Raw genomic sequence first — 17,617 nt, 5'->3', positions numbered from 1 at the left:
CCTTATGAGTACAGACACTTTAGCTCGTCACAGCACCCTTGCGGCACATCCCTGGTCTGCTGAAGAATATGCCGTGCGGCTGGATTTATCCCGCGCCTACCGGCTGGCCGCACAACTGAAGCTCACCGACCATATTTACACCCACTTTTCGGCGCGGGTACCGGGGAAGGAAGAACATTTCCTGATTAACCCCTACGGTCTGTTATTTGAAGAGATTACCCCGGAAAGTCTGATTAAAATCGATGTACGCGGCAATATTATCGATGACCCGACAGGGCTCGGAATTAATGAAGCGGGTTATGTTATTCATGGCGCTATTCATGAAGCCCGTCCTGATCTGAAAGCCATTCTGCATACCCATACCCGCGATGGGGTCGCGGTATCGGCACAGCGCGAAGGCTTACTGCCCATTTCACAACATGCGCTGGGATTTTACTCTCGCATCACCTACCACGAATATGAAGGTATTGCTCTCGATCTGGACGAACAACAACGGTTGGTCCGTGATTTAGGAGACAGTGATGTGATGATCCTGCGTAATCATGGTTTACTGGCGGCGGGTACAAACATTGCTCAGGCATTTCGCCATCTGCATATGCTGGAACGGGCCTGTAATATTCAGATAGCCGCCCTGGCCGGTGGACGGGAAAATATTTTACTGGCGCCGCAGGACGCGATTGATAAGGTTCGTCAGCAATCGTCCCGTTTCCGTGACGGTAACGACCCGATTACCCGTAAACACTGGCAGGCATTACTCCGTTCTCTGCCCGATCCGGAATTGCGCTGATAACTGCCAGCACCGTCCCGACAGGATAGTGCTGGCGGATATTATCTAGCGAAACTTTTTGTGATTCTGATTACGGATATCACCCAGCTTTTTGGCTTCTGCTTTGGCTTCCGGTAATTTATTGGCAGCAGCCAGTTTATCCACCACCGCTATCTGGGCAATCAGCTGATCCAACCCGGCGTGGTATTCTTTTATCCCCTCACTGTCAGCGGCCTGACCCTGCAGTTTATAGGGGGGCGATTTCTTTGCATCTTCCGCAGCATCGTGCATCTTCTGCAAAGCCTGTTGCATCTCTGCGGCACTCCCCGTGCTCTGTACCGTCGCCAGTTCGGTACCTAAAATGTCCATATCCTGTTCCAGCGGTAAGGCATAGGCTGTGGCGCAGGAAAGCAGTAACGCAGCAGATAGTGTTGTTTTCAACGATTTATGCATTGCTCACTCCTCAATGTGGATAATCAAGGCCCGGCATAATTATGATTGTCGCCGGAGCCCGCAGCTTATCACCGCACTACTGGCCGGCGATTTTCATCCCGGATAACAGCACCGAACCGCACTGAATATTACTGCGGGTTTCGATGTCATCCCCGATAGTGACCATGTTCTGCCACATATCTTTCAGGTTCCCGGCGATAGTAATCTCGCTGACCGGATACTGGATTTCTCCATTTTCGACCCAGAACCCTGAGGCTCCGCGTGAATAATCACCGGTAATCGCGCTGACTCCCTGGCCCATCAGTTCCGTAACCACCAGTCCGGTACCCATCTGTTTCAGCAATTCACTGAAAGAACTGCCCTGACCGGCAATCCGCCAGTTATGAATACCCCCGGCATGCCCGGTGCTGTGTAAACCGAGTTTACGGGCCGAATAACTGGTCAGTAACCAGTCCTGTAATACACCGCGATCGATAATTGTCCGGTCAAGGGTACGTACCCCTTCACTGTCGAACGGTGTAGACGCCACACCTTTCAGCAGATGCGGCCGCTCTTCAATGGTCAGCCAGTCAGGAAAAATTTGTTTACCCAGGGAATCCAGCAGAAAAGTAGACTTGCGATAAACATTTCCGCCACTGATCGCTCCGACCAGATGGCCAAACAGTCCGGTAGCCACTTCAGAGGCAAAAATCACCGGCGCTTCCATTGTGGAAAGCTTTCTCGGTGCCAGCCGGGCCAGCGTACGACGCGCGCACTCTTCACCCACCCACTGTGCAGACTGCAGATCAGCAAAATCACGGGAAGCCGTATAAGCGTAGTTACGCTCCATATGGCCATCCTGCTCAGCAATCACGCTGGCAGAGATACCATGCCGGCTGCTGCAATAGCTGTTTAGCAGGCCGTGACTGTTACCAAACACCCGGATACTGGCGTGGCTGTTCAGGCTGCCGCCTTCGGTATTAACAATTCGTTTATCTGCCTGCAGGGCGAACTGTTCGGCTTCAGCCGCCAGTTCGATGGCACGATCGACTTCGATATCCAGCGGGTGGAAAAGATCTAACTCCGGTGCATCCCAGGCCAGTAAATCTTTTTCGGCAACCCCGGCATAGGGGTCCGGCGAGGTATAGCGGGCAATATCTACTGCTGCCTGAACTGTACGTTGGATAGCTTCCGGACTCAGGTCAGTTGAAGAGGCACTACCTTTACGCTGTTGCAGATAGACGGTGATACCTAATGCACCATCACTGTTGAATTCAACATTTTCTACTTCGCCATAACGGGTACTGACACTGATACCGGTGGTTTTGCTTACTGCGACCTCTGCACCATCCGCACTGGTTTTTGCCAGCTCCAGCGCATGAGACACTGCCTGTTCCAGCTGTTTACGTTGTTCTGCAACCTGAGTTGATACGTTCATCGATCCGCCGTCTACTCTTATGTATGAAGATATTCAGTCTATCAGAGTCAGAGAACAATTTCGCAGTCGCCCTGTAACCTGTTAGCATTAGCCTCTTTTTTCAGGAGCCCAATAATGACCAGACAGCCAGAAGAGTGGCTCGACAACGAGCCAGACCCGCAGGAAGATGAAGATGATGAGATTATCTGGGTCAGTAAAAGTGAGATAAAACGCGATGCCGAAGAGCTTAAACGCCTCGGTGCCGAACTGATTGACCTGAGCAAAAATGAGCTGGAACGCATTCCACTGGATGAGCAATTACGTGACGCCATTGAACTGGCGCAACGCATCAAAAAAGAAGCCCGTCGCCGCCAGTTACAACTCATCGGTAAATTATTACGTTCACGTGACGTCGAACCGTTACGCCAGGCGTTAGATAAGCTTAAAAACCGCCATAACCAGCAGGTAGCACTGTTCCATAAACTGGAAGCCATCCGTGACCGTTTAATTGAGCAGGGTGATGATGCCATCGCCGAAGTCATTAATCTTTATCCGGAGGCTGATCGTCAGCAGTTGCGTAGCTTTATCCGTAATGCTCAGAAAGAAAAATCCGCCAATAAGCCACCAAAATCCGCACGACTGATTTTTCAGTACCTGCGTGAACTGGCAGAAGCCTGATAATGGTCCCGGCAGGGCGAAAGTATCGCCCTGCCGGCGGATCAGCTGAGTTTTTCCAGCCGCTGTTGTAGTTTTTGATGAATACCTTCAAAGCCGCCGTTACTCATCACCAGTATGGTATCGCCTGGCTGCGCTTCCCGGGCAATCATTTCAACCAGGGTATCGATATCGGCACTCCAGTGTGCCGGTTGCATGCAGGCTTCAGCCACTTCAGACACCTGCCATGAAATGTGGGGCGGCTGGAACAGGAAGACCTGATCTGCCCTGGCCAGTGATGGTGCCAGATCATTTTTACTGATGCCCAGTTTCATGGTGTTTGACCGGGGCTCAAGCACGGCCAGAATCCGGGCTTTGCCTCCCAGTTTGCTGCGTAATGCCGACAATGTCGCCAGAATGGCTGTCGGGTGATGAGCAAAATCATCATACACATCAACGTCATTGAACTTACCGCGCCATTCCAGACGACGACGGGCATTAATAAAATTATTGAGTGCTGCGGCGGCATCCCGGGGAGTGACACCCACATGCCGCGCGGCAGCCATGGCCATCAGGCCATTATGCATATTATGTTCACCCACCAGCGACCAGTTCACCTCAGCCACCGGCTGACCATCGAACAGCACTTCCCAGTGAGAAGCATCTGCATTGCGCTTTTGCGCCCGCCAGTGTCCGTGTTCGCCGAGCGTTTCCTGCTCACTCCAGCACCCCATCTGAATCACCTGACGCAGATTGCTGTCCTGTTCTGGCCAGATAATTTTTCCGAGGCCTGGCACAATACGCACCAGATGATGAAACTGGCGCTGAATCGCCCGCAGATCATCAAAAATATCGGCATGATCAAACTCCAGGTTATTCAGGATCAGTGTCCGCGGGCAGTAATGGACAAACTTTGAACGTTTGTCGAAAAATGCGCTGTCATATTCGTCCGCTTCAATAACGAAGAACGGGCTGTCACCCAGCCGGGCGGACACATCAAAGTTACCGGGCACGCCACCAATCACAAAACCGGGCGCCAGGCCGCAGGCATCCAGGATCCATGCCAGCATTCCGGAAGTGGTCGTTTTCCCATGAGTTCCGGCCACGGCCAGCACCCAGCGATCCCGTAGTACAAAATCATGCAACCACTGCGGACCGGACATAAAGGGAAGATTTTTCTCCAGTACAGCCTCAACACAGGGATTTCCCCTGCCCATGGCATTCCCGATAATCACCAGATCCGGTGCGGGTTCCAGTTGCTGAGGGTCATAGCCCTGAGTAAGTTCAATACCCTGTTTTTCCAGCAGAGTACTCATCGGCGGGTAAACATTGCTGTCGGAACCTGTCACTTCGTGCCCCAGCGAGCGTGCCAGAATTGCCAGCCCGCCCATAAAGGTGCCACAAATACCCAGAATGTGAATGCGCATAAACTGATCCATTGCCCAAAAGTTACTGTACAGTGTAACGCCAGAGCTGATAACTAAGAAATAGGATGATTGATTAAGTTATTCACGCCCGTTAAGTTTGCAATAGTGTTAATATCGGGTAATTCATTAATTAACCTTTCCAGAGAATTGTTATGAAAACATTGGGTGAATTTATTGTTGAGAAGCAGAATGACTTTCCGCACGCTACCGGTGAGTTAACTGCACTGATTTCAGCAATCAAACTTGGCGCGAAAGTGATTCATCGCGACATCAATAAAGCAGGCCTGGTGGATATTCTGGGTGCTAACGGCGTCGAAAACGTTCAGGGTGAGCAGCAGATGAAGCTCGACCTGTTTGCCAACGAAAAGCTGAAAGCCGCACTCAAAGCCCGTGGCATAGTCGCTGGTATTGCCTCTGAAGAAGAAGATGAGTTTGTTATTTTTGAAGGCGTGGAGAACGGCAAATACGTGGTACTGATGGACCCACTGGACGGTTCATCGAACATCGACGTTAACGTCTCGGTCGGTACTATTTTCTCTATTTATCACCGTATCACTCCTGTCGGTACTCCGGTCACCGAAGAAGACTTTATGCAACCCGGCACTGAGCAGGTTGCCGCCGGTTATGTGGTCTACGGTTCCTCCACGATGCTGGTTTACACTACCGGTCACGGCGTACATGCCTTCACCTATGATCCTTCACTCGGCCTGTTCTGTCTGAGCCAGGAACGCATGACATTCCCGGCCTATGGTGCCACCTATTCAATTAATGAAGGTTACTATTCCCGGTTCCCTAACGGCGTGAAGAAGTACCTGAAGTACTGCCAGCAGGAAGATAAAGAGACTCATCGTCCTTACACTTCACGTTATATTGGTTCTCTGGTGGCAGACTTTCACCGTAACCTGCTGAAAGGCGGTATCTATCTGTACCCAAGCACCGCCAGTTATCCGACAGGGAAATTGCGTCTGCTGTATGAATGCAACCCAATGGCTTTCCTGGCTGAACAGGCCGGTGGTAAAGCCAGCGACGGTGTTAATCGTATCCTGGAACTCAAACCACAGACTATCCATCAGCGTAGCCCGTTCTTTGTCGGCAATACGGCGATGGTAGATGATGTGGAACGTTTAATCCGTGATAATCCGGACGATAACGCGAACTAATCTGAGGTATTCACCCACAGAACGCTACCACTGTGGGTGAATCTTTTGTCAGGCCGTCAGCCTGAATGCCGCCACCGTTTGCTGTAAACGCGCACTTTGCTCTTTGAGTGCCTGAGTGGTTGATGTGGCCTGTTCCACCAACGCCGCATTCTGTTGGGCGACCTCATCCATCTGTGTTACGGCCACATTAATCTGCTCAATCCCACGACTCTGCTCATCTGAAGCTACCGAAATCTCTTTCATCAGTTCACTGACCTGCGATACTTCGGAATAAATTTCATTCATTGCTGTGCCGGCACGGCTGGCCATCCTGCTGCCATCCGCGACCTGGGATTGTGATGCCACAATCAACTGTCTGATCTCTTTGGCTGCATTCGCGCTGCGCTGTGCCAGGCTCCGGACTTCATTGGCAACTACCGAAAATCCTCTGCCCTGCTCGCCGGCGCGGGCCGCCTCTACCGAGGCGTTAAGCGCCAGTATATTGGTCTGAAAGGCAATATCATCAATCATGCCCAGAATATCGCCGATTTTCTGCGAGCTCTGGGTGATATCCTGCATTTTAACCACCACCTGATTCACCACATCTGACCCGCGGTGCGCCGTTTCAGACACGCGGGTAGCTAACTGATGAGCCTGATGCGAATTGCCGGCATTTAACCGCACAGTGTCGGTGATCTGTTCCATACTCGCCGCGGTCTGTTCCAGAGAAGCCGCAGACTCCTCCGTCCGTTGCGAAAGATTAACAATCCCGGCCCCCAGCTCCCGACAGCCGAGGTCAATCTGAAAGCTGGCTCCCGAGACCTGTTGCACTGAATGGGTCAGCGAGTTCTGCATATGTTGTAACGTACTCATCACCACATGCAGGTCTTTACTCCCTGCCAAAGGGACAGTTCGGGTCAGGTCTCCGTCCGCAATCAGTGTCAGATGCTCGCGCACCAGAAACAATGGCGTCAGTAATGCTTTACGTAAAATACACCAACTGACTACCATAGTTCCGGCAGCCATCACCGAACAAAAAACCAGCAACACATCCATACGCCATTGACGAGCTTCCGCCAGGACAAACTGCTGCTGAGCAACATCCGTGGCATAACGGTTAAAATTCTGCACTGACTGGCTAAACGCAGCCATCAACGCCGGAAATTTTTCTATGCTCTGGTAATAACCGGCCAGGTCACCACGTTGGAGTTCATCCACCATCGGCAGTATGGCCTGATCCATATAGGCCTGAAAGCTCAGGGCCACATCTCCCGCCATCTCCTTACCTTTCAGGGTGACCGTCCCCGCTTTCAGGAACATGGTCATATGCGACCGGGAACTGGCGAACGCCGTTTTCACATCCTGCAAATATTTTGCCGCCGCCAGGCTGTCGCCCAGCTCCGCTTTACGGGCTGCCAGCGCGGCCAACGAACGTCCATGCAAAAGTTCACTGTTGCTCTGGTAAAGGCTGGCCAGTTCATTTTCATGGATACGGTTAATTTCGGTCAGTGAGTGGTCTGCCGCATTTAGCGCGAAGACCCCGGTGGCACTAACCAACATCAGCAGAGCCGCCATCAGTATCAGAATAATCAGCAATCCACTGCGCAGGGACAATTTAAACAGCATAACAACCCATTCCTTAACAGGTTTACGGGGAGGAATACTCTGTTTATCGTCCCCGGCCGCCAATCCTTTACCTGCTTTAGGGGCCAGTGGTGAGTTACCTGAGAAGCTGAAGTATCCGGCAGCGCTTTGTACAGGGTGTCTTTTCGCATAAAGCACTGGGCGGATCACTCTGAAAGCAGAAAAAGAGGCAATACTTTCACTGTCAGTTAGCTATAATACCGGGCACTTAATTGATGTCATTGAAGGAATTAAACGATGAGTCTGAACCTGGTCGAGGCAGGAAAAGATCTGCCAGAAGATATTTATGTAATCATTGAAATCCCGGCAAACGCTGACCCGATCAAATATGAAGTTGATAAAGAGTCAGGCGCTCTGTTTGTTGACCGTTTCATGTCTACCGCCATGTTCTACCCATGTAACTACGGTTACATCAATAATACCCTGTCACTGGATGGTGACCCGGTAGACGTTCTGGTTCCTACACCTTACCCGTTAGAGCATGGCTCAGTGATCCGTTGCCGTCCGGTCGGCGTTCTGAAAATGACCGACGAATCCGGTGAAGATGCAAAAGTCGTTGCTGTTCCTCACAGCAAACTGACCAAAGAATACGATCACGTGAAAGATGTGACCGACTTACCGGAGTTACTGCGTGCGCAGATCACCCATTTCTTTGAACACTATAAAGATCTGGAAAAAGGTAAGTGGGTAAAAGTTGACGGATGGGCCGATGCGGCTGCAGCGAAAGCAGAAATCGTCTCTTCTTTCGAACGTGCGAAAAAGTAATCTGCTGCCTTGCGGATAAAAAAACGCCGTCTGTCTCAGACGGCGTTTTTTATTTATGACAACTCTTCATCCCTTTTTAGCCAGTCGCCGCTCTTAATCTGCAGACGACCCGCCACCGGGCGCTGATAGATATACATCCATGCAGTACCGTAGGGTGTGGACAGTAACTGACGCTTGTACTCTCCCCCCCTGGTACGTAACGCATCCAGCTCACCGAGTGTCGTGGCATCAATCCGATACACTTCACAATAAACACTTCCCTGCCCGGCAACCACGCCAGGATAAAGGCCGAGATTATACAGATCGTAACCTTCGACCTGATAATCTCCTAACCACTGCGCATTGGTCATCCAATGACTGTTTCCTTGTTTGCGCCTTAAACTGCCATAGACGATTATTCGCATTGCTAAAACTCAAACTGATAAAGCAAATCGAGCGCCTGATCGACACCAGACACCGCTTCCAAATAGAGTTTAGGCATCAGCCGGTAGCGCAGTGTTAAGGTAGCCAGAGAATCAAATAATCCGACACCATATTTCACCTGCAGCCCTGGCAGGACATAACCGCTGACCTGCACCTGCTGACTATCACCGACTCCTGCAGTATCGAGAGAAAGATTACTCACACCGAAGGTTTCGCCAATTTTGCCCATGACCTGACCACTTTGAGCAACCCCTAACCCAACCAGTGCCGATGTCAGTGCATTGCTGTCACCGTCACTGCCAAGTCCTTGCCCGCGTAATAAGTAAGACAGCGCTTCCTGTTGAGACATCGTCGGGTCGGAGAACACTTCAACTTTAGGTTCATCAGCCAGACCAGTCACACGAATCCCCGCGGTCACACTATCTTCTGTCGCATCAGGGTTGCGGATAGCTTCCAGATTGACATACGGCTGATCCGGCGGACCGGAGAACTGTAACTGTCCTTTGCGTACCAGCAGATCCTGACCATATGCATGGAAGCGTCCTGACGGGATATTAATCTGTCCATTCAGTCCTAGTCCATTCTTATCCTGTATTACTTTTAAATCCCCGGTCAGACGGGCATTCAGACCAAAAGCAGACAGCCGGACATTATCCCCTACATGTATGATTAAATTACTGTTTATCGGAATTGATGCGGTTTTAGGCTGAATCGGCTTCAGATTATCATCCAGCATCACTTCATCAGAAGAAACACCTACAGCGCTCTCCGGGACCTGTTGTACGGTAATTCTTGCCCAGGGGACATCCACTTTACCGTCCAGATTGAAAGCCGATGGCGTGGCCTCAAATACCAGGTCCGGCGAGACATCCATCCTGACCATTGGCGGGACAGTCACCCGGACTTTTTCACCTTTGGCGGCGATCCGCGCCCGCCAGTTATCCAGCTGAGCCCAGTCGGCATTACCTGTCAGATTCAGAGAACCCTGTCGGGTCTGGATCTGTCCCTGCAGGGTCGAGCTGACTCCGGAGAATATCAGTTTCAGGTTTGCTGCGGTCATCTCTACCGGCATAAAATTGCCGCTTAGCACCATGTCAGTTAAGGCCGTCTGGCCGAATACCCGTGGATTTTGCAGATTACCGGCCAGCCGCAACTGACTATTCAGCATCCCCTTAATCTGTTCACCTTTCGCCAGGGCCGGATTAAACATTGCCAGTGACAGGTTAGCAATATTGACCGTACCACTGAGGTTACGCACCTTCTGTGGATCATTAATCAGAATGTTGCCGTCCAGTTGCCCATTATTGGCAATCTTCACCAGCCATCCCAGTTGGGCTTTACCCCCTACCAGTGAGGCTTTCAGGTTCAAAACATCAAAGGCGATCGGTAAAATATTGCCCTGAACATTCTGTTTTACCTCAACACCTTTACCGGTCAGGGTGACATTACCGGTAGGCAAGCCACCGGCCGCCGTCCAGTTCACCCGGGCATCACCACTAAATACCCCTTTAAGCTGGGTATCTGCCGGCAATACCGGCTTAAGCATCGCCAAATCGAAACGACTCAGTTGAATGCGTGCATGCCCGTCAGCACCCGCTACCACCGGTTCCGGAATACAAATCTGCGCATTCGGATTCAGCCAGCAATGGGGACCTACCGTAATGGTTTTCTGCACATTTTTATAATCCAGGCTGATGGCCTTACTTAGCCGCCACTCGCCCACAGGAGTGTCAAACCGTGTATTGCTGAGAGCGCCCTGCCAGCGTTGGGTCTGCCGGTCAAAACTCCCGTTTAGTTGCAATTGACCCGACACCGGTTCGCCTGCCACCGTCAGCTTCAGTTGGTGCTGTTTTTCGCTGCCACTGGCATCGAGCACAATACTGCTAATTTTTAATGCCGCCTGTTGTAGCTGCGAGACACGTAATGCCAGCTTACCGGCAATTTGCTGTGCCGAACTGACATTCCCTTTCAGGCTAAAGCTGCCGATACTCAGTTGCTGCCAACGCAGACCACGACCATTAAGATCGGCTTGCAGTTCCGGCTGTTGCAGCGTACCGCGGGCATTAATTGCTCCTGTCACTACTCCACCCAGTCCTGGCAGAGCATTGTTAAGGTGTGAGGCATCGATAGTAGCATCAAGGTTAATTTTATCGGCCAGGGTACCTTTCACCTCCAGCCGGTTTTGCCCCAGCAACAGGCTGATCCCCGGGATATTCCACTGGTTGTAGCTATTGCCGTAAAGCGAACCTTTTACGTTTACCGCATTCTGTTTCACATTACCGGTCAGCGAGAGTGATGGCACCCGAACCTGCCAGCTACCGCCATAAAGACTGCCGCGGGTCGTCATACTACCGTCAAGTTTCGCCGGCCAGTCCGGATACTGTTTAGTGGTATTAATGCCGCTCAGTGTCAGCTGGCTGTTCCAGCTAATCGCTTTGGTCCAGTCCACCAGCGCATGAAGATCAACATTGCCCTGTAACGCAGACACCCGTAACTTATCCAGAGAGAACTGATCGGTATTCCCTTTACCATCGAGGGCAATATCTGCAGGGGGTATGGAGCTACCGGACACCGAGGTCCGTAATGAGATGGTATAATCCGTCGCTTTACCCCCCGTATTCAGCGCCAGGTTTTTCACCAGCCAGTCAGCCTGACCCGTCAGCGGCCAGCGCAACTGAGAACTGTTAAGAGATAACGAGAACGGCAGCCCGGTCACTGCTGGCTGAGCCATTGCCTTCAACTGAGCCTTCACCGGTCCGGAAAGATTAAGATTCAGACTGACTTGTTTTTTGGCCGCTCCCTGCATCACCAGCTTCACTTTCTGGCCTTTCACCGGGTCCATATTGACATCACTGTTCAGTGTCAGATTCAGCGGCCAGTCACCACTCAGGGTCGCCTGACCGGTCACACTGAGTATTCCCTGCTGAGCATTCACTTTCAGGGTTTGTAAATCCACCTTATTATCGACGGCCTGAGCTTTCAGTAGCAGTTGGTTGACAGTGAGATCGGTATCCCCGGTCAGGCGCAGGTTTTCCCCGCGGATCTCTTCAATAGTCAGATCCAGCGGTAAACGAAACTCAGGCAGATTCAGTAATGGTTTAGCAAACAACGCTCTCAGCATCTCTGACGGTGATTGTTCCGGTACCGGCTGAGGTTTCGTCGTTGCGGTTTTCGGCTCTGAAGCCGCAGGATCATCGGTGCCGTTCGCAGCGGTTGCTGTCGGAGTTGTGGGTTGCCCTGCTGTCGCAGCAACATTCTGCTTCAGCTTATCCGTCTGTTTAGCCACTGCTTCTTCAGAAGCCTTTTGAGTAGTCGCTTTCGCTTTGGGTAGTGCCAGCAGCAGATCGGCGATTTTGGTCGGTGTCAGCGTTAGCTGACGCCCCTGCCAGTTAAGCCCGGTAGAGAAACTTCCAAGGGCAATTGCAGTATCATCAATTTTGACACTGACATTATCTAAACCAAGATGCCGCAATATAATGGGATAAGGTGTGGAGATATCCCCGCTACTGCTCTCTTCTTCCGGTTTCTGTGGCGAGGCGGGAGCCATCTGACTACTGTCCACCACCACGCTGACATCTTTCAGAGAAATATCGTTAACACAGACTGAAGAGTGCAGCAGGCATGAAGCATCCAGCGACAGGTGCAGTTCATCACCGGACACACTCACCCCGGGCATCTGGTATCTCAGCCCTTTGAGAGTAAGGTTGCTCCAGCCACCTTCTACCTGCTGTATTTGCAGCCCGGGCACCCAGCGAGCGGCACTGTTAAGCACCAGATGCAGGCCGGGTGCTGTACCAATCAGAAAACCCACCACCATCAGCAGCAGCAATAAAAATATCAGGATCCCTGTCAGGACTTTCTTCCATCGCGTCATAGTTCCGGCCCCAGCCCTATATAAAACTGTACTCCGTGATTATCTTTATCACCCACCGGGGCGGCGATATCCAGTTTGATAGGGCCCACAGGAGACGCCCAGCGGATACCAAATCCGGTCCCGGTTTTAATATCTGTATCTTTAAAATTATTCACCGCTTCACCAGAGTCAACGAACACCGCCCCCCACCATTTCCCGGTGAAGTTGTACTGATATTCAATTGAGCCGGTAGCCATCTTCGAAGCCCCGGTCAGCTTGCCGTCTGAATCACGTGGCGAAACTCCCTGATATTTATAACCCCGGATACTGCGATCCCCCCCGGCGAAAAAGCGCAAATCAGGAGGTATACGTTCAAAGTCACTGGTTTCTATCCAGCCAAAGTTGCCACGGAAAACAAAACGATGTTTTTCCGCCAGCGAGCGGATCCAGACATTTTGTGCCTGAAAAATAACAAAATTAACGTCTGATGCCCAGGTAGTGTCAGACACATCGACCGAATAGCGCTGAGAATCGCCCCAGGTCGGCATCATCCCGCCGCGCGAACGGGTTCGGTTAACACTCACCCCGGGATAGATCAGCATAGTCTTATCTGAAACGCTACCCTGGGTATAGTTGTCCAGACTCCAGCGTAAATTGAGCGCTTTTTGCCAGCCCGACTTATTTTCCCAGTAACGGGAAACCGCCAGCGTCGAGGTGTCTGATTTGGTATCATTCAGGTCAATACGCTTTAAGCCCCCCTGCAACAGATAATATTGCTCCAGCGGGCTTTTCAGTAATGGGATCTTGTAACTCGTGTCCAGCTGTTGCTCAGGCTGTGACAGGTAAGTGTTAACCGACAGACTGTGACCGTATTCATTAACCCAGGGTCGTTTCCAGCTTGCTTTAACATGCGGTCCGACATCGGTGGAATAGCCGATACCAGTCTCCACCGAGTTTTTAACCGCCGGAGTTAACGCTGCATTTATTGGCAAAACTTTAGTGGTATGAGCTTTATCAAACTCAGGAGCGGCCACGACTGAGCTGAACCAGCCCGTAGCAGATAACTGGCGGTTTAATTCCGCCAAATCAGAAGAACTGTAATAATCACCTTTATGGAAAGGGATCAGCTTGCGCAGATATTCTTCACGAATATTCGAGCCTTCAAAGCTGACATCTCCGAAGCGATAACGCGGCCCACTGTCATAATCGAGATCCCAGAAAGCCTCATGCCGGTCAACCGAAACACCCAGCTGGCTTTTTTTGAACTCACCGTCAAAGTAGCCTTTGCGCATGGCGATACTGGAAAAACCGCTTTTAAAACTGTCGTATTGTCCGTGATTCAGTACAGTCCCATTTTTCGGCCGCCCTTTATTCACCCACTGAGTGTAATCAGGATCTTTGCTGCCAGCCCCTTCGACCAAAATGGTACTGCCGGCAATTTTCACCGGGGGTCCTGCATCCACATTCACACGGATAACCGTATTTTTACCTGCCAACGCGCCAGGTGGTGTTGGGAAGGTGATTTCCGGCTGGTAATAGCCTAATGCTCTGAGACTCTCTTTAATCGAGTCGGTCAGGCGAGCCTCAAAACGAGTGTCATTGGAGACTTCTTCACTAGCTATTGCCGCCAGGCGAATCCGGACATTGTTTTGTAATTCGCCTGAAAGCCCTGTCAGCTGCAACTTAACAGTTGCAGCGGGAAGCGAAGGGGCTGCCAAAAGCAATACCGTCACACTATATAGCGATAAACGTAGACGTGGCACGCAAACTCCTGTTAATACCGGCCGTTTTCCCGGAGTCATCGCCCGGAATATATTTAAATACCTTATCTACAGCGTAGTCGTCCATCCGGCCCCGGGGGAAAAAACAACAAAAAAAGATAAAAATAACAGACTCATTGGGTATTGTCGGTAAATGCATCAATTAACACAACACCCATAGTAAGATAAAAAACCAATCCAGCAATTTTAAGCTGCAAAGTCACCCAAGAAGCTAAGATAAAAAACTGCCATTTTTCCTTTAACGATACATTCCCCTGGTGATGAAAAATTGTTCACCTTTCCCTCTGGCGGCGTCTCTGTGGCTGCTGTTATAATCGGCGCTCAGGAAAACCTGAATCGTTTCTGTCTGAGAGGTACGCTATTGAGCTGCCGGACAGACATTTTTGGCGCGGATAGCCGGTGTGGCCTTAATGCCATACGTGGATGTTTCTGTTGCCCACGCCAAAAATGACAAAAGTATAAAAATTGGACCTTTTATGTTAGATAGCTTATTTGTCATCTTATTACTGATAGTGATCAGTTCCTTCTTCTCTCTGTCTGAAATTTCGCTGGCAGCCGCCCGCAAAATTAAACTCAAATTACTGGCAGATGAAGGAGATGTGCGGGCGCAACATATCCTGAAAATGCAGGAATCGCCGGGCATGTTCTTCACCGTGGTACAGATTGGCCTGAATGCCGTCGCCATTCTTGGCGGTATCGTCGGCGATGCTGCGTTTTCTCCGGCCTTTAACTCGCTGTTTTTGCGTTTTTTCTCGCCGGAAATTGCCGACCAACTGAGCTTTATCTGCTCCTTTACCATCGTCACCAGTTTGTTCATTCTGTTTGCTGACCTGACACCGAAACGCATCGGTATGATTGCGCCGGAAGCAATCGCCCTGCGGATCATCCACCCAATGCGTTTTTGCCTGATGGTATTTCGCCCGCTGGTGTGGTTCTTCAACGGCATGGCGAACAATATATTCCGCCTGTTCAAAATACCGATGGTCCGTAAAGATGACATCACTCCTGATGATATCTATGCGGTGGTAGAAGCTGGTGCTCTTGCAGGGGTGCTCCGTAAGCAGGAACATGAACTTATCGAGAACGTATTTGAACTGGAATCACGTACTGTTCCATCGTCGATGACCTCCCGTGAAAATATTGTCTGGTTCGATCTGAACGAAGATGAAGCCACCCTGAAGTCGAAAATTGCACGCCATCCGCATTCAAAATTTTTGGTCTGCAACAACGATATTGACCATATAATCGGTTATGTCGATTCCAAAGAGTTATTGTTACGTGTACTCGGCAACCAGAGCCTGACCCTCAACAGTGGGGTGCAGATCCGCTCGGCACTGATAGTCCCGGATACCCTGACCCTGTCAGAAGCGCTGGAAAGTTTTAAATCAGCAGGTGAAGACTTTGCAGTCATTATGAATGAATATGCGTTGGTCGTGGGTATCATCACCCTGAATGATGTGATGACAACTCTGATGGGAGACCTGGTAGGCCAGGGCTTTGAAGAACAAATTGTCGCCAGAGATGCAAATTCATGGTTAGTTGAGGGTGGTACGCCTATCGACGATGTGATGCGGGTATTGCATATCGATGAGTTCCCGCATAACGGTAATTACGAAACCATCGGTGGCTTTATGATGTATATGCTGAGGAAAATACCGAAACGGACTGACTTTGTGATGTTCTCAGGCTATAAGTTCGAAGTGGTGGATATCGACAGCTATCGTATCGATCAACTACTGGTCACGAGGATAGACGAGCGACCTGCCGTTGTGGCTCCGGCGGGAACCGTGGTTGCTGAAGAGAGTACGACGGGCAACTAAACCCATAATCAGGGCGCCTGACGGCGCCCTGGCTTTTTTAACGATATTCTGCCTGTAAGCGCAGTACCAGCCGGTTAATCTCCGACATCACATTCAGTTGCTGCTTATCTTTTACAGACGGCAGTAACAGCCTGCCTTTATCGAAGTCAAAAGCCCCTATACCAGAAATATACAAACTGCCTTTAAATAACGTTTTGACGTATTTAGCGATTTGCAGAGGGTTATATCGCTGAAAAATCTTCATCCTTATGATCCTTACTTGCTGATGCCCTGACAGTCAGAGATCCATTAGCGGATTTCACTGTTATGACCACAACTTACTAAAAAAGTGCCCCACCGCTCAATCAGATAAACCACAAAATCATCATGGAATAGTCTTATATTTTGTATATTTATTATAATACAGTATAAAACCAATATCTGTGCAGTATCACACAAATCATTAACAACTGGTGAGCGCGTATCATGCAGGGAATATATTTCAGTAAAATGAAACAAGGATAAAATAGCAGGTAAGCGGTGCAGTTAAAGACCGGGTAAGGCAGTGTTCGCGGCAGATAACGAGGTTAAAGAAATATTTCTGCCGCACAAAAAACCACAACATCACACCCGCGAGGCCCCTGGCGTCTGCTGTTTTCCTGTGTTTTGAGCCTCTGCGGTAAGCGAAAGCAGCAGTTTATTCCGGGTAAACAGTGATTATCAGAACAGACTAACGCGAAAACCAGGGTTCAGGAACGACTCCCGGGGTGTGTAATCCAGCGTTTTTCCGGCCCAGTCCGTCACATGGGCTCCAGCCGCTTTTGCCACGGCATGGCCTGCTCCGGTATCCCAGATATTGGTGGGCCCGAAACGCGGGTAGAGCTGGGCCTTACCTTCAGCCACCAGGCAAAATTTCAGCGAAGACCCCACCGAAACGGTTTGATGTTCACCCAGCTGGCTAAGGTACTCTTTCAACTCGCTGTCAGCATCCGCATGCGAGCGGCTGACAACCACCAGCGGAGGGCTGGCCTGCTGAACATGAATCTGGCTGCGAACCCCCAGCTCTTCTTTCCACGCCTTACCCTCAGCAGCAAAATACATCAGATCACTGGCAGGTGCATAAACGACCCCCGCGACGGGTTCACCCTGTTCAATCAGAGCGATATTCACGGTAAATTCACCATTACGACGGATAAACTCTTTAGTACCATCCAGCGGATCAACCAGCCAGTAGCGCTGCCATTGCTTACGCTCTTCCCAGGAGACCGGGGACTCTTCCGACAATACCGGAATGTCCGGGGTCAGTTCCGATAACCCATCGAGGATCACATGATGAGCAGCAATATCCGCCGCGGTGACCGGTGAGTTATCCGCTTTGTGCAAAACTTCGGCGGGCTGGCTGGCATCATAGATCTGCATAATTTCCGCCCCGGCCGCTCTCGCCAACTGGCAAAGTTGTTCCAGCATGATTCACCTCGTTACAATCGGCATCCCGTGACAGAGATGCATCATTAATT

Annotated in this window: 14 protein-coding genes; 5 read left to right on the top strand and 9 right to left on the bottom strand. The window is 50.7% G+C overall.

Annotated elements, in window-relative coordinates; genetic code table 11:
• Positions 1-4: 4 nt before the first annotated feature.
• A complete protein-coding gene (locus tag B3Z23_RS06280; protein WP_038023395.1) occupies positions 5-787 on the top strand; it encodes a class II aldolase/adducin family protein in 783 nt (260 codons plus the stop codon).
• Positions 788-832: 45 nt separating this feature from the next.
• Here B3Z23_RS06280 and cybC read toward each other — a convergent pair whose 3' ends face one another.
• Together cybC and pmbA are read right to left on the bottom strand one after the other, a co-directional pair.
• Complete coding sequence (cybC, locus tag B3Z23_RS06275; protein ID WP_294904374.1) at positions 833-1,219, bottom strand: cytochrome b562; 387 nt, start codon at positions 1,217-1,219, stop codon at positions 833-835.
• A gap of 76 nt (positions 1,220-1,295) precedes the next feature.
• Complete coding sequence (gene pmbA, locus B3Z23_RS06270) at positions 1,296-2,636, bottom strand: metalloprotease PmbA (protein WP_294904372.1); 1,341 nt, start codon at positions 2,634-2,636, stop codon at positions 1,296-1,298.
• 114 nt (positions 2,637-2,750) lie between these two features.
• On the opposite strand from pmbA, the gene yjgA reads away from it, so the two are divergent.
• Positions 2,751-3,293, top strand: coding sequence for a ribosome biogenesis factor YjgA (gene yjgA, locus B3Z23_RS06265; RefSeq protein ID WP_038023400.1), 543 nt, complete (start codon positions 2,751-2,753; stop codon positions 3,291-3,293).
• Between the two features lie 41 nt (positions 3,294-3,334).
• On the opposite strand, the gene mpl is transcribed toward yjgA, so the two are convergent.
• A complete protein-coding gene (mpl, locus tag B3Z23_RS06260) occupies positions 3,335-4,696 on the bottom strand; it encodes a UDP-N-acetylmuramate:L-alanyl-gamma-D-glutamyl-meso-diaminopimelate ligase (RefSeq protein ID WP_294904368.1) in 1,362 nt (453 codons plus the stop codon).
• A 152-nt stretch (positions 4,697-4,848) separates the two neighbouring features.
• On the opposite strand from mpl, the gene fbp reads away from it, so the two are divergent.
• Positions 4,849-5,856, top strand: coding sequence for a class 1 fructose-bisphosphatase (gene fbp, locus B3Z23_RS06255; RefSeq protein WP_294904364.1), 1,008 nt, complete (start codon positions 4,849-4,851; stop codon positions 5,854-5,856).
• 48 nt (positions 5,857-5,904) lie between these two features.
• Here fbp and B3Z23_RS06250 read toward each other — a convergent pair whose 3' ends face one another.
• A complete protein-coding gene (locus tag B3Z23_RS06250; RefSeq protein WP_294904361.1) occupies positions 5,905-7,461 on the bottom strand; it encodes a methyl-accepting chemotaxis protein in 1,557 nt (518 codons plus the stop codon).
• A 255-nt stretch (positions 7,462-7,716) separates the two neighbouring features.
• On the opposite strand from B3Z23_RS06250, the gene ppa reads away from it, so the two are divergent.
• Positions 7,717-8,244 carry an inorganic diphosphatase gene (gene ppa / locus B3Z23_RS06245; RefSeq protein ID WP_294904359.1) on the top strand — a complete coding sequence of 176 codons (528 nt, stop codon included), beginning with the start codon at positions 7,717-7,719 and terminating at the stop codon, positions 8,242-8,244.
• Positions 8,245-8,297: 53 nt separating this feature from the next.
• On the opposite strand, the gene B3Z23_RS06240 is transcribed toward ppa, so the two are convergent.
• Genes B3Z23_RS06240 through B3Z23_RS06230 form a run of 3 tightly spaced genes read right to left on the bottom strand, consistent with a single transcriptional unit; the run spans position 8,298 to position 14,283 of the window.
• A complete protein-coding gene (locus B3Z23_RS06240) occupies positions 8,298-8,648 on the bottom strand; it encodes a gamma-glutamylcyclotransferase family protein (RefSeq protein WP_038023407.1) in 351 nt (116 codons plus the stop codon).
• 2 nt (positions 8,649-8,650) lie between these two features.
• On the bottom strand, positions 8,651-12,541 hold the full coding sequence (tamB, locus tag B3Z23_RS06235; RefSeq protein ID WP_294904354.1) for an autotransporter assembly complex protein TamB: 3,891 nt from the start codon (positions 12,539-12,541) through the stop codon (positions 8,651-8,653).
• The gene (locus B3Z23_RS06230) at positions 12,538-14,283 is read right to left on the bottom strand and encodes an autotransporter assembly complex protein TamA (protein WP_414716466.1); all 1,746 of its coding nucleotides are present in this window, start codon (positions 14,281-14,283) and stop codon (positions 12,538-12,540) included. Before B3Z23_RS06230 ends, tamB begins: the two co-directional genes overlap by 4 nt.
• Positions 14,284-14,777: 494 nt before the next feature.
• Here B3Z23_RS06230 and B3Z23_RS06225 point away from each other — a divergent pair, with 494 nt between their 5' ends.
• Complete coding sequence (locus tag B3Z23_RS06225) at positions 14,778-16,121, top strand: hemolysin family protein (protein WP_294904349.1); 1,344 nt, start codon at positions 14,778-14,780, stop codon at positions 16,119-16,121.
• 37 nt (positions 16,122-16,158) lie between these two features.
• Here the strand turns inward: B3Z23_RS06225 and B3Z23_RS06220 are convergent, their stop codons facing one another.
• Positions 16,159-16,365 carry a DUF1107 domain-containing protein gene (locus B3Z23_RS06220; RefSeq protein WP_294904346.1) on the bottom strand — a complete coding sequence of 69 codons (207 nt, stop codon included), beginning with the start codon at positions 16,363-16,365 and terminating at the stop codon, positions 16,159-16,161.
• A gap of 455 nt (positions 16,366-16,820) precedes the next feature.
• Positions 16,821-17,567 carry a 3'(2'),5'-bisphosphate nucleotidase CysQ gene (gene cysQ / locus B3Z23_RS06215; RefSeq protein WP_294904343.1) on the bottom strand — a complete coding sequence of 249 codons (747 nt, stop codon included), beginning with the start codon at positions 17,565-17,567 and terminating at the stop codon, positions 16,821-16,823.
• Positions 17,568-17,617 lie beyond the last annotated feature (50 nt).

Source organism: Tatumella sp. UBA2305, assembly GCF_002345795.1.
GTDB lineage: Bacteria > Pseudomonadota > Gammaproteobacteria > Enterobacterales > Enterobacteriaceae > Tatumella > Tatumella morbirosei.
The sequence above is the reverse complement of the archived record's forward strand: the minus strand, read 5'-3'. Positions and strand labels throughout refer to the sequence as shown.